Genomic DNA, 13,252 nt, shown 5'->3' on the forward strand with positions numbered 1-13,252 from the left:
GCTCAGACCGTGCGCAGGCGCGGCTTGAGCACGGCGATGCTTGCGCCGCGCCGGCTGGCGGTGCGGACTGCCGGAGCCGTGACGCCCGTCAACTCGCCGAATGTCTCGATCGGAGCCGGTTTGCCGAGGTAATAGCCTTGCCCGATCTCGCAAGCCTCGGCGTCAAGGAACTGCAATTCGCCCGGCGTCTCGATGCCCTCCGCCAGGACCGGCAGGCCGAGACCGCGTCCAAGCCCCAGCACGGCGCGGACGATCGCCGCGAACTGGCCGTTCTTGTCGACCGATTTGATGAACGACCCGTCGATCTTGATCTTGTCGAAGGGAAAGGCGCTAAGGTTGGACAGCGAAGAATAGCCGGTGCCAAAATCGTCCATCGCCACATGCACGCCAAGCGCCTTGACCTGCCTCAAGGTTGCCAATGCGCGGGGCATGTCCTTCACCAGGGCCGTTTCGGTGATCTCCAGTTCGAGCCTGCCGGGTGCGAGGCCGGATCTCGACAGTGCGTCGTGCACCTTGCGGCTGAAGTTCGGATTGTGAAGCTGCACGGCGGAGACGTTGACGGCGACCATCAGCGGATTCGTCCAGCGAACAGCATCGTTACAAGCCGTCGTCAGCACCCAGTCGCCGATCTGCGCGATGGCGCCACTGTCCTCGGCCACGGGGATGAAAACGGCCGGGGAAATGTCGCCCCGCTCCGGATGCTGCCAACGGACCAGGGCTTCGAAGCCGATCATCTTGCCGCTGCGGATTTCCTTCTGCGGCTGGTAGACGAGGTGGAACTCCTTGCGGGCGATCGCCTGGCGCAGTTCATGCTCCATCACGCGCTTGTCGCGGGCCGCGGTGCCCATGGCTATCTCGAAAAAACGATAGGTGTCCCTGCCCTCGGTCTTGGCGCGATGGAGTGCCGTGTCGGCATGGCCGATCAGGCCGGCCTGATCTTCGGCATCCAGCGGAAAGAAGGCGATGCCGATGCTGGCCGAAACAGGGCCGGAGCCGACTGAAACCCTGTTTTCCTCCCGGATCGCCGCCAGCAAGTCCTCGGCTATGCGGCCTGCGGCCAGGGGGTCGGGGAGGTTCGGAGCTAAGACGGCAAACTCGTCGCCGCCGAGACGCGCGAGCATCTGTCCGTGGCGCGGAATGCCGGAAATGCAGTGCGCCAGCTTCTGCAGCATGGCGTCACCGGCGCTGTGGCCGTAGAGGTCGTTGACTTGCTTGAATCGGTCGAGGTCAAGCAGCAGGAGCGCCAGATATCCATCCTTGCTGCCACGCTCCATCGAAGCGATTTCTGCTTCGAGCCGGGAAGAAAAGCTCCGCCGATTGGCAAGCCCGGTAAGTGGATCGAAATGCGCGAGACGGAGGATCTCTTCTTCCGCCTTCTTGCGCTCACGGATGTCGCGAACGGCAAGCACCGTATGAGGCCTGCCGCAGTAGGCGATCTTCCTGGCGATCAGCTCGACAGGAATTCTCGTGCCGTCGCTGCCCCTCAATTTCGTTTCTTGTGCCTGTTCGCCGAAGCCGGATACATCGGCTGCGCTCTGTCCATCGAACAGCTCGCCGAGTTGCATCGTGTTCAGGGTGGCTGTCGCCGTGCCCGTCAGTTTCGCCATGCTGTCATTGGCGCTGACTATGCGTGTGCCATCGCAAACGATCAGCCCTTCGACCGCGGCATTGGCGAGATCGTGCATGCGATCGGCCTCGAGCCTCTGCCGGCGAAAGCGCAGGTCGATCCACAGCGCGGCGCCTGACAGCACAAGGATTACCAGGCTGGCGACCGCTGCGGCAAAGGCCTGGGAAATGGGCTCGATGGAATGTTCGGATATTTCAATCGAGGAATCCGGAATGATCGACACCGCGCCCATCGCGATGAAATGCAAGCTGCAAATCGCCAGCGTCAAAAGCGCGGAGCCACCAAGTGTTGCGAGCGCGGACGGGCGGCGCAAGACGACAAGGAGCGCCATTGCCGCGAGCGTCCCGCCGGCCAGAAGCGATATCGCGACAAGGAGCAGGTTCCATACGATCCGGCCCTCGACCTCGAACGCCGCCATGCCGATGTAGTGCATCGTCGCGATGGCACCACCGAGAATGGCGCCGCCGACGAGGAAATGGTCGATGCCGCGGCGCAAGGTGGCAACCCACATCCCAAGCGCGGTCAGGATGACGGCGGCGGCAAGCGAAAAGGCGGATAATCCCGGACTATATGCGTTTGGTATTCCCGGCGTAAACGCAGTCATGGCGATGAAATGCGTCGCCCATATGCCGAACCCGGTCGAAGTTGCGGCGATCATTAGCCAGACAAGCCGGTTTCGGTTGGTCGATCGGCCGACGTGCTTAAGGAGATTTACTGCAGAGAAGCAAGAAATGCCGCAGACGAGGGCGGCAAGTGCGACCAGTCTCAGGTCGTGCTGACTTACAATACAATTATAGACCGTCAGCATCCTGGGTTCACTCGGTCTGCCAAATAACAGGGGAGGTGTGACTGATTAGCTCTTGGAGATTTTAACGAATGGTTAACCCGCGGGCCATGAGGCGGGCCTTTTCGGGGGAAAACCGATGCGCTCCGCCGAGAAGGCGGTGATGTAGTTCCTGGCGACGCTTTCGGTAGCGAGCGCACTTTAGCCGGAAGCGATGTTCATTGACCCGCAACAAAACCGTTGTCCGATTGTCATCAGCGCCACATATTGGCTTTGCGAGAGTGCCCCTTTCGCCAATGACAAACGGGAGATGAAACATGAAGTTCTTCGGCTTCGCGGCCGGTGTTGCCGCCACCTTGACCCTGCTTTCCACCACCTCCGCCTTCGCCGTCACGCAGATCAGCTGGTGGCACGCCATGACCGGCGCCAACGCCGAGGTCGTCGCCAAGATCTCCAAGGATTTCAACGCCAGCCAGAGCGACTATGAGCTCGTTCCGGTGTTCAAGGGCACCTATCCGGAGACGCTGAATGCCGGCATCGCCGCTTTCCGCGCCGGCCAGGCGCCCGATATCCTCCAGGTGTTCGACGTCGGCACCGGCGTGATGATGGCGGCCGAGGGTGCGATCAAGCCGGCGGCCGATGTGCTGACCAGTGCCGGGATGACCTTCGACAAGAGCCAGTATCTGCCCGGCATCGTCGGCTATTATTCGAAGCCGGACGGCACCATGCTGTCGTTCCCTTACAACTCCTCGTCGCCGATCCTCTACTACAACAAGGACATTTTCCAGAAGGCAGGCCTCGACGTGAACAGCCCGCCCAAGACCTGGAACGAGGTGTGGGAAGCTGCCAGGAAGATCAAGACGAGCGGCGCCGCCCCTTGCGGCTATACCTCGACCTGGCTGACCTGGATCCATCTGGAGAATTTCGCGGCGTGGAATGACGTGCCTTGGGCCACTCAGCAGAACGGCCTGGCCGGCGGCGATGTCGAACTCAAGATCAATGCGCCAATTTTCGTCAACCACTTCCAGGCGCTCGCGGACCTGGCCAAGGACGGCACGTTCAAGTATGGCGGTCGCACCTCCGAAGCCAAGCAGATATTCCTCGCTGGCGAATGCGGCATCTTCACCGAATCGTCGGGCGGCCTCGGCGATATCGTCAAGTCCGGCATGAACTATGGCATCGGCCAGCTTCCTTACGATAGCGACGCCAAGGGCGCACCACAGAACACCACGCCGGGCGGTGCCAGCCTGTGGGTGTTCGGCAACAAGTCGGACGAGGAATATAAGGGTGTTGCCGCCTTCTTTGCCTATCTGTCCAAGACCGATGTGCAGAAATATCTGCACCAGAAGTCGGGATACCTGCCTGTGACGCTCGCCGCGTATGAGGCGACCAAGAAATCAGGCTTCTATGACAAAAACCCCGGCCGCGAGACACCCATCCTGCAGATGACGGGCAAGGCGCCGACCGACAACTCGAAGGGCGTGCGCCTGCCGAATCTGCCGCAGGTGCGTGATATCCAGAATGAGGAGTTGGAGAAGATGCTGGCCGGCCAGCAAACCGCTCAGCAGGCGCTCGACAATGCGGTCACACGCGGCAACGCCGCGATCAAGGAAGCGCTGGAGAACTGACGAGATTATCTCGGTTAAAGCGCGTCGCGTTTGAATGGCCACATGCGACGCGCTTTAAGCTCTTGTTCTTATGCATGTCGTTATCCCAAAACCGCTGCGCACTTTTGGGCGACATGCGTTAGTCGGTTGAAATATCGCCCACGCGAGCTCGCGTTGGCGACACCTGGATAGCGAGGGAAATCAGCCTGTCTCCACGCGTCGTATTTCCCAACAAGATCCTGCCGTACCTGCTGGTGGCGCCACAACTCGCCATCACCCTGGTTTTCTTCTACTGGCCGGCCGGTCAGGCGCTTTACCAGTCGATGCTCAGGCAAGACCCGTTCGGGCTGAAGAGCAGGTTCGTCTGGTTTGCCAATTTCCGGAAGGTGCTGGCCGATCCGGCCTACCTCAACTCGATCAAGGTCACGGTGGTGTTCTCGCTTGCGACCGCGATCGTTGCCATGGTTGTGGCCCTGCTGCTCGCGGTCATGGCCGAGAAGGCCGTGCGCGGCAAAGGCCTCTACCGCACACTGTTGATATGGCCTTATGCCGTTGCGCCGGCGATTGCCGGCATGCTGTGGCTTTTCTTGTTCAATCCTTCGATCGGCTCGTTGGCCTATTTGCTGAGAAGCCTCGGCATCGCCTGGGACCCGCTGCTCAACGGCACCCACGCCATGATCCTGCTGGTGTCGGCGGCTGCCTGGAAGCAGATCAGCTACAATTTCCTGTTCTTCGTCGCCGGCCTGCAGGCGGTGCCGAAAACGCTGATCGAGGCGGCGGCCATGGATGGCGCTGGCGAGACCAAGCGCTTCTGGACCATCGTCTTTCCGCTGCTTGCGCCGACAACCTTTTTCCTGCTGGTCGTCAACACCGTCTATGCCCTGTTCGACACGTTCGGCATAGTTCATGCCGTCACCGGCGGCGGCCCGGGCAAGACGACCGAGACGCTGGTCTACAAGGTCTACAATGACGGCTTCGTCAATCTGATCCTGGGTGACTCGGCGGCGCAGTCGGTCATCCTGATGGCCATCGTCATCGCGCTCACAGCCATCCAGTTCCGCTATGTGGAACGCAAAGTCCATTACGGCTGAGGGCAGCGATGATCGGCCAATCTCCGCTCCGCACCGTCATCGCCCATGCCGTGCTTATCCTTGGCATATTGATCGTGGCTTTTCCGATCTACTACACCTTCGTTGCCTCGACGCACACGCTGCAAACGATCCTCAGGCCGCCGCTGCCGCTGTTGCCCGGCGACCAGCTATGGAACAATTACAGCGAGGCGCTGTTCGGCGGCATTGGTCGTATCGGCGGTGTCAGCGTCGGCAGACTGCTCCTCAACACCACGATCATGGCGCTCGGCGTCGCGGTGGGAAAGATCTTCATCTCGATCCTGTCGGCCTACGCGATCGTGTTCTTCCGCTTTCCGCTGCGCATGACCTTCTTCTGGCTGATCTTCATCACCTTGATGCTTCCGGTCGAGGTGCGCATTCTGCCGACCTACAAGGTGATGGTCGATCTCGGCATGATCGACACCTATGCCGGCCTGATCATCCCGCTGATCGCCTCGGCCACCGCAACGCTGCTGTTTCGCCAGTTCTTCATGACCATCCCGGGCGAACTGGTCGAGGCGGCGCGTGTCGACGGTGCCGGTCCATGGCGCTTCTTTTTCGATATTCTGTTACCGCTGTCGCGGACAAACATCGCCGCGCTGTTCGTGATCCTCTTCATCTACGGCTGGACGCAGTATCTTTGGCCGCTGCTCGTCACCAACAGCAACGACATGAACACCATCGTCATCGCGCTGCGAAAGATGGTTTCCTTCGCCGATGCCGACACCCAATGGCACCTGGTCATGGTCACGGCGATGCTGGCCATCGTACCGCCGATCCTGGTCGTGGTGCTGATGCAACGCTGGTTCGTGCGCGGCCTGGTCGAATCCGAAAAGTGAGAAGCCGATGGCGACCGTCGATCTGAAGGATGTCAAGAAGGTCTATCCCAGCGGCGTCGAAGCCGTGAAGGGCGTTTCCATCGCAATTCCCGACAAGGAGCTTTGCGTGCTGGTCGGCCCCTCCGGTTGCGGCAAGTCCACGCTGCTGAGGATGATCGCCGGGTTGGAGACGATTTCGGCCGGTACAGTCGCCATCGACGGCAAGGTGGTCAACGCCATTGGCCCGACCGAGCGCGACATCGCCATGGTGTTCCAGAACTATGCGCTCTACCCGCATATGAAGGTCTACGACAACATGGCCTATGGCCTGCGCAACCGCGGCACGCCGAAGAACGAGATAGACAGCAGGGTACGCTCGACTGCCAAGGTGCTGGAGCTTTCGGGGCTGCTCGACCGGCGCCCGCGCGAGCTTTCCGGCGGTCAGCGCCAGCGTGTCGCCATGGGCCGCGCCATCGTGCGCAACCCGAAGGTCTTCCTGTTCGACGAACCGCTGTCCAACCTCGATGCGAAATTGCGCGGGCAGATGCGCGTCGAGATCAAGAATTTGCAGCGCTCGCTTGGCGTCACCTCGGTCTATGTCACCCACGACCAACTTGAGGCGATGACGCTGGCCGACATCCTTGTCGTCATGAACGCCGGCCTGGTCGAGCAGATCGGCGCGCCGCTCGACGTGTACGAGAAGCCGGCCTCGACCTTCGTTGCTTCGTTCATAGGCGCACCGCCGATGAATCTGCTGGCGCTCACAGGGGCCTCTCCAGGCTCGGTATTGGCGGACGGGATGGTGATTGGCTCGGCGCCTGGACAAAGCAAGGCGGTGACACTCGGCTTTCGTCCGGAGGATGCCGATATCACCTTCGCGGCAGAGGCGCCGGCCGGCGCGCTCGCGTTGCCGGCGACAGTGGAAGCAGTCGAGCCGGTCGGTGCCGAAAGCTTTCTCCACTGCGCGGCAGCCGGCAGCCGTATCGTCGTGCGCGTCTCAGGCCGCGCCAGCGCCAAGCCAGGCGACCAATTGCGCGTCGTGGCCAGGTCTGAAAAGCTGCACTGGTTCGATCAGGCCGGTAAACGGGTCGATTGAGGTCGGCCTTGCGCAAAACCGTTCAGGCAAACACATGCGCCTTGCCCGACACGGTCAGCCGGACGATCTCGCCGATCGCCGGCGCGTCCATGCCCGGCTTGCGCAGGATCAACGGCGTGTTGCCGATGGCGGCAGCATCGGGCGGATCGGGGCTGTTCAAGAGACGCACCGCGATCGTGCACATCGAGCCGGCGAATTCGGATTCCGTCACCTCGCCGAACAGCATGTCCGGCGTGCCGGACATGCCTTCACGCGATGTCCGTTTCAGCAGCACCTGCTCCGGCCGTAGCATGATGCGCGCGACGTCGCGCCGCTCCGTGCTGTCGACGGCAATGCGGCCGAGCGGCGAGGTGGCAACGCCATCGGCGATCCTGGCCGGCAGGACGATGGCGTCACCGAGGAACTCGGCGATCATCCGGTCCTTCGGCTTGAAATAGAGCTCGCGCGGCGTGCCGACCTGCGAGAATTTGCCGTCGCGCATCACCGCGACCTGGCTGGCGAATGACAGCGCCTCGGCCTGATCATGGGTGACCAGGATGGTGGTGATGCCGGCCGTTTCGAGGAGCTCGGCCACGGCCTTGCGCATTGAGGCGCGCAAGCCGGTGTCGAGCGCCGAGAACGGCTCGTCGAGCAGCATCAGCCGCGGCTTCATGGCCATGGCGCGGGCGAGCGCGACGCGCTGCTGCTGGCCGCCGGAGAGTTCGTGCGGGCGGCGCTTCAGGATCCCTTTGTCCAGCCCGACGACATAGGCGAGCTCGGCGATGCGCTCGCTCCGCTTTTCCTCGTGACGGCCCATGCCGAACCCGATATTGGCGGCGATGCTCAGATGCGGGAACAGAGCGCCGTCCTGCGCCACCAGCCCGATGCCGCGGCGATGCGCCGGCACGGCCGTGTCGCCATCGGCCAGCACCTCGCCATCGAGCACGATGCGGCCCTGGTCGGGCGCCTCGAAGCCGGCGATCAGCCGCAGCAAGGTGGTCTTGCCACAACCGGATGGCCCGACGATCGCCGTACGGCTGCCGCTGGCCACGCTGAGGTCGACGCCGGCAAGTGCTGCAACGGGGCCGTAGTGCTTGTGGATGCCGCTCAGCTCGAGAAAGCTCATCGCCCGGCCATCCGCTTCGACTGGACGTAGAGCAGCCAGGTCAAAGGCAGCGACATCGCCACCATGATCAAGGCATAAGGCGCCGCCGACGCATAGTCGATCTCGCCGCTATAGGACCAGAACGCCATGGCCAGCGTGCGGGTGCCGTTGGGCGCCAGCATCTGGGTTGCGGTCAACTCGTTCATGATGCCGAGCGCGACCAATGCCATGCCGGCCGCGGCACCCGGCGCCGACAGGCGGATCGTCGTCGACCACAGTGCCTTGAGGGGCGACCGGCCGAGGTTGGAGGCGGCGCGTTCGAGCTCGACCGGCGCCTGTGCGATTGACGCCCTGAGGCTTATCAGGGCGCGCGGCAGGAACATCAGCGCATAGGCGACCAGGATGGTGAACAAGGTCTGGTAGAGCGGCATGGCGATACGCACGGTGATGGTGACCAGCGCCAGCGCGATGACGACGCCGGGCAACGCGCCGACGATATAGTTGCAGCCTTCCAGGACGCGTTGCAGCCGCCCCGGCGCGCGGATCGAAATCCACGCCATCGGCATTGCCGCGACGGTAGCGAGCAGCGCGCCGGCTATCGCCAGGAACAGTGTCTGGCTGAGCGCCAGGCCGATCTCGTCGAGCCTCCAGACATCGGCGCCGCCAGCCAGTAGCCAGCGGCCGATGGTGACGAACGGCACGCCCAGCGCCAGCAGCGTGGTGACAGCGGGCAGCAGCAGGCAAGGGATGGTGGCGCGCCCCAGGCTTGTGCGCTGCTGGTGGCGCGCGGCGCCCGAGCCGACGCGGGCATAGCGTTCCTCGCCGCGCACCAGCACCTCCAGCCCGAGCAGCACGAAACAGCAGGTCACCAGGACGCCGGCCAGCATGTTGGCGGCCGGGCCGTTGAAGGTCGACTGGAACTGATCGACGATCGCCGTGGTGAAGGTGTCAAAGCGGATGAACACGTAGAGCCCGTATTCGGCCAGGAGGTGCAGGCCGACCAGCAGGGAGCCGCCGCAGATGGCGAGCCTGAGCTGCGGCAGTACGACACGCCGAAACACCCGCCACGGGCCGAGCCCGAGGGCTGCCGCTGCATCTTCGAGAGCCGGATCGAGCCGGCGCAAAGCTGCCGCCACCGGCAGATAGAGGAACGGGAAATAGGCGATGACGGACACAAGCACGCCAGCCCACAGGCCGTGCAGTCTGGGCACCATGGTGATCCAGGCGTAACTGTGGACGAAGGCGGGAATGGCGAGCGGCGCCACCGAGAGCCAGGCCCATAAGCGGGCACCCGGCAGATCGCTGCGCTCCGTCAGCCAAGCCAGCGCCACCGACAGCACGATCGAGATCGGCACCGCCAGCACCACCAGCAGGCTGGTGTTGACCAGAAGCTCGCCGACGCGCGGCCTGAACACCAGCGCCGCCACCGTTTCCCAGCCGGTCTGCACCGCCACCCAGACGATGAAGGCAAGCGGCAGCAGCGCGAAAAGCGAGACAAAGACGGCAGCCAACGCAATCCATGAGACCGACCAACGACGTGCCCGCACGGCCGTGGTGTCGGCCGGCAAGCCTGAAGGTGCGAGATCGATCGCAGACTGCATCAGATCAGACGTTGCGCCGGGTCCGCCCGGAGGCGGAAACGATCGGCGGCCGACAATGTGGCGAGCAGCTTGTGGTCATGGGCAAATGCCATTTTGAAAACAGAGCGCTCCCGCGGAAAGCGAATTCCCACAGGAGCGCAGTCGGTTGCCCTTTTAGGACGAACGCCGGCTAAAGCAAGCCGGCCGCCGTCATCAGGTCGGTCACCTTTTTCGAGTTCAGCGCCGTCGGGTCGACTTTCGGCGCCTGCAGATCGGCCAGCGGCACCAGCTTCGGATTGGACTCGGCGCCCTTGCCGACTGCGTATTCGAACGAATCGCCGGTTTTCAGCACGTCCTGGCCGCCCTTGCCGGTGACCCATTTCAGGAAAGCCTGGGCTTCCTTCGGGTGCTTGCTCGAGGCCAGCACACCGCCGCCGGAAACCGAGACGAAAGCGCCGGGGTCCTCGTGCTTGAAATAGTGCAACTCGACATTCTTGCTGTTCTCGCCGGTCTTGGCCTGATCGCCGTAGTAGTAGTAGTGATAGATCACGCCGCCTTCGACCTCGCCGGCATTGACCGCCTTCATCACCGTGCTGTTGCCCTTGTAGGCGGTAAAATTCTCTTTCATCGCCTTCAGCCAGTCGGCCGTGGCAGTCTCACCCTTGAGCTGCAGCAAGGCGCTGACGATCGCCTGGAAATCGGCACCGGAGGGCGAAGCGGCCCAACGGCCCTTCCAGCTCGGATCGGCGAGATCGAGCAGCGATTTGGGCAGCTGGTCGGCGGTCAGCTTGGTCTTATTGTAGGCAAAGACGGTGCTGCGCGCGGCAACGCCGACCCATTTGCCGCTCGCCGGCTGGTACTCCTGCGGAACCTGGGCCAGCGTCTCGGCGTTGACCGGCGCGAACAGGCCGGCTGTCTCGACCAGCACCATGGCCGGTGAGTTTTCCGTCAGGAACACATCAGCTGGCGAAGAGGACCCCTCAGCAACGATCTGATTGGAGAAATCGCTGTCGCCGCCGTTCCGGACGGTGACCTTGATGCCGGTTTCCTTGGTGAATCCTTCCGCCCAGGCCTTGGTCAGGTTTTCGTGCTGGGCGTTGTAGACGACGATGCCCTCGTCCTCGGCTAACGCCGGGCCGGCGATCAGGCTGATTGCAAGTGCTGTCGCACCGGCAAGGGCGGAAAGAGCATATTTCATGGCATCGTCCTCGATTTCGATGGTCTTTGGCTTGGTATGCTGCACCTATCAATACATGACTAGCGCAGTCAACATTGCTGGCCCGCTCAATCGCTCAAAAGGAGCAAACTTTCGTGATGCCCAGCTAATTTGCCTTGGACATTATTTCGCCGGCCACGTAACAAACCAGCGCCGAGACGCGAATATCGGGGAGTGAACTCTTGTGAGCGGCAAGGACGAAGCCGAGCTTTCCCGGCTGCTGCGGGCCGCAATCGCCGGAGACGAAAGGGCCTATGCCGACTTTCTGCACCGGATCGCCGCCCTCGTTCGTGGCTTTGCCCGGCGCAAGATCGTGCAAGGCGGGGTCGATCCCGAGGATGTCGTGCAGGAAACCTTGCTGGCCATTCATGTGAAACGACATACCTGGCGCCATGATGCGCCGGTGCTGCCTTGGGTTTATGCAATAGCCCGCTTCAAGCTGATCGATGCGTTCCGGCGGCGCGGCCGGCGGATCGAGATCGAGATCGACGAAATCGCCGAGACCTTTGCCGAGCCAGAATCGGAGACGGTCAGCGAGCGCGACGTCAACCGGGCACTCGACTGCCTGCCGCCGGCGCAGCGTTCGGTCGTCTCGGCCGTGTCGGTCGAAGGCCGTTCGATCGGCGAGACGGCGGCGAAATTCGGCATCAGCGAGACGGCTGTGCGGGTGTCACTACACCGCGGGCTTGCCGCCATTGCCAAACGGTTCGGGGCGGGGCGGGAATAGCATGAGGACCGAAGATCTTATCAAGGCGCTCGATGCCGATGTCCGCAGCAAGGCGCTGCCGCTGGGCGCCGCCTGGTTGCTTGCAACCGGCGCGGCCATCGTGATCGCGGCCGCGGTTTTCTGGCTGACGATCGGCCCACGTCCCGACATCGCATTTGCCATGCACACGATGCGGTTCCTGTCCAAATTCGTCTTCACGATTGCTCTAGCCGTCAGCGCCTTTGCCCTCGTCCGCGCGCTGTCGACGCCCGGTGCATCGACAGGGCGGGCGGCGAGCTGGATGATCGCCGCGCCGCTGCTGGTGATTATGGCCGTGATTCTCGAACTCCTCGTCGTGCCTGCGTCCGACTGGGGCACGCGCCTGATCGGCACGAACATGGTCATCTGCCTGACCTTCATTCCGTTGATCGGCATCGGCCCGCTTGCCGTCTTTCTCGCGGTGCTGCGCCATGGCGCGCCAACAAGGCCGGTGCTTGCCGGTGCGACCGCGGGCCTGCTTGCCGGCGGGCTGGCGGCGACCTTCTATGCAGCGCATTGCTTCGATGATTCGCCGCTTTTCGTCGGCACCTGGTATACGATCGCGATCGCCGGCCTTGCCGCGCTCGGGGCGGTCGGCGGACGGCTTTTCGTGCGCTGGTAGCGGTGGCGATCAGCGCGTCGGAACGGGATGCTCGCCGCGATAGTCGTAGAAGCCGCGCCCGGTCTTGCGGCCGAGCCAACCGGCCTCGACATATTTGACCAGCAGCGGGCAGGGGCGGTATTTCGAATCCGACAGGCCGTCATGCAGCACCTGCATGATCGACAAGCAGGTATCCAGCCCGATGAAGTCGGCAAGCTGCAGCGGCCCCATCGGATGGTTGGCGCCGAGCTTCATGGCGGTATCGATGGCGTCGACCGAGCCGACACCTTCATAGAGCGTGTAGATCGCCTCGTTGATCATCGGCAGCAGGATGCGGTTGACGATGAAGGCCGGGAAATCCTCCGAGACGGTGATCGTCTTGTCGAGCTGCTTCACATAGGTTTTTGCTACCTCGAAGGTCTGGTCCTCGGTGGCGATGCCGCGCACCAGCTCGACCAGCTTCATCACCGGAACCGGGTTCATGAAATGTATGCCGATGAAGCGTTCCGGGCGGTCGGTCTGCGAAGCCAGCCGGGTGATCGAGATCGACGAGGTGTTCGTCGCCAGGATGGCCTCGGGGTTGAGCTGCGGGCAGAGCTGAGCATAGATCTTGCGTTTGACTGTCTCGTCTTCGGTCGCCGCTTCGATCACCAGATCGGCGCCCGCAAGGTCGGCCATGGCCGGCGCCGCGGAAATGCGCGCCATCGCCTCGTTGCGCAGCTTTTCCTCAAGTTTGCCGGAGCCGACCTGACGGGCCATGTTGCCGCTGACCGTAGCAATGCCCTTTTCGATGCGGTCGGGCGAAATGTCGTAAACCAGCACCTTGTAGCCCGCCAGCGCCGATACATGGGCGATGCCGCCACCCATCTGGCCCGCGCCGATGATGCCGATCGTCTCGATCTTGCTCATTACTCGATCCCGTCAAGGCCTTTGCGGCCTGCTTTTTGTGCAGTGCAAACTAAAAGGGCGGGGCGACTTCGTCTAC

The 13,252-nt window shown here is 62.8% G+C and carries 11 protein-coding genes; 6 read left to right on the forward strand and 5 right to left on the reverse strand.

Features of this window, described 5'->3' with window-relative positions; genetic code table 11:
* Positions 1–2: 2 nt before the first annotated feature.
* Positions 3–2,435, reverse strand: a complete 2,433-nt coding sequence (locus tag NKI22_RS03510; RefSeq protein ID WP_352938910.1) for a bifunctional diguanylate cyclase/phosphodiesterase — start codon at positions 2,433–2,435, stop codon at positions 3–5.
* A 293-nt stretch (positions 2,436–2,728) separates the two neighbouring features.
* On the opposite strand from NKI22_RS03510, the gene ugpB reads away from it, so the two are divergent.
* From ugpB to ugpC, 4 genes are all read left to right on the forward strand, one after another.
* The gene (gene ugpB, locus NKI22_RS03515) at positions 2,729–4,039 is read left to right on the forward strand and encodes a sn-glycerol-3-phosphate ABC transporter substrate-binding protein UgpB (protein WP_352641359.1); all 1,311 of its coding nucleotides are present in this window, start codon (positions 2,729–2,731) and stop codon (positions 4,037–4,039) included.
* A 185-nt stretch (positions 4,040–4,224) separates the two neighbouring features.
* Positions 4,225–5,109 carry a sn-glycerol-3-phosphate ABC transporter permease UgpA gene (gene ugpA, locus NKI22_RS03520; protein WP_352483564.1) on the forward strand — a complete coding sequence of 295 codons (885 nt, stop codon included), beginning with the start codon at positions 4,225–4,227 and terminating at the stop codon, positions 5,107–5,109.
* 8 nt (positions 5,110–5,117) lie between these two features.
* A complete protein-coding gene (gene ugpE, locus NKI22_RS03525; protein ID WP_352817704.1) occupies positions 5,118–5,966 on the forward strand; it encodes a sn-glycerol-3-phosphate ABC transporter permease UgpE in 849 nt (282 codons plus the stop codon).
* A 7-nt stretch (positions 5,967–5,973) separates the two neighbouring features.
* On the forward strand, positions 5,974–7,041 hold the full coding sequence (ugpC, locus tag NKI22_RS03530) for a sn-glycerol-3-phosphate ABC transporter ATP-binding protein UgpC (RefSeq protein WP_352958208.1): 1,068 nt from the start codon (positions 5,974–5,976) through the stop codon (positions 7,039–7,041).
* Positions 7,042–7,063: 22 nt separating this feature from the next.
* On the opposite strand, the gene NKI22_RS03535 is transcribed toward ugpC, so the two are convergent.
* From NKI22_RS03535 to NKI22_RS03545, 3 genes are all read right to left on the reverse strand, one after another.
* On the reverse strand, positions 7,064–8,146 hold the full coding sequence (locus NKI22_RS03535) for an ABC transporter ATP-binding protein (protein WP_023721080.1): 1,083 nt from the start codon (positions 8,144–8,146) through the stop codon (positions 7,064–7,066).
* Entirely contained in the window at positions 8,143–9,726 is a 1,584-nt protein-coding gene (locus tag NKI22_RS03540) for an ABC transporter permease (protein ID WP_352641365.1), read from the reverse strand. Before NKI22_RS03540 ends, NKI22_RS03535 begins: the two co-directional genes overlap by 4 nt.
* A gap of 169 nt (positions 9,727–9,895) precedes the next feature.
* A complete protein-coding gene (locus tag NKI22_RS03545) occupies positions 9,896–10,903 on the reverse strand; it encodes an iron ABC transporter substrate-binding protein (RefSeq protein WP_352483525.1) in 1,008 nt (335 codons plus the stop codon).
* A gap of 202 nt (positions 10,904–11,105) precedes the next feature.
* On the opposite strand from NKI22_RS03545, the gene NKI22_RS03550 reads away from it, so the two are divergent.
* A complete protein-coding gene (locus NKI22_RS03550) occupies positions 11,106–11,648 on the forward strand; it encodes a sigma-70 family RNA polymerase sigma factor (protein ID WP_352548864.1) in 543 nt (180 codons plus the stop codon).
* A 1-nt stretch (position 11,649) separates the two neighbouring features.
* On the forward strand, positions 11,650–12,288 hold the full coding sequence (locus tag NKI22_RS03555) for an NrsF family protein (RefSeq protein ID WP_352548866.1): 639 nt from the start codon (positions 11,650–11,652) through the stop codon (positions 12,286–12,288).
* A 9-nt stretch (positions 12,289–12,297) separates the two neighbouring features.
* On the opposite strand, the gene NKI22_RS03560 is transcribed toward NKI22_RS03555, so the two are convergent.
* A complete protein-coding gene (locus NKI22_RS03560) occupies positions 12,298–13,176 on the reverse strand; it encodes a 3-hydroxybutyryl-CoA dehydrogenase (protein ID WP_352817708.1) in 879 nt (292 codons plus the stop codon).
* Positions 13,177–13,252: the final 76 nt, after the last annotated feature.

It is taken from the genome of Mesorhizobium sp. M0778, assembly GCF_040320105.1.
Lineage (GTDB): Bacteria > Pseudomonadota > Alphaproteobacteria > Rhizobiales > Rhizobiaceae > Mesorhizobium.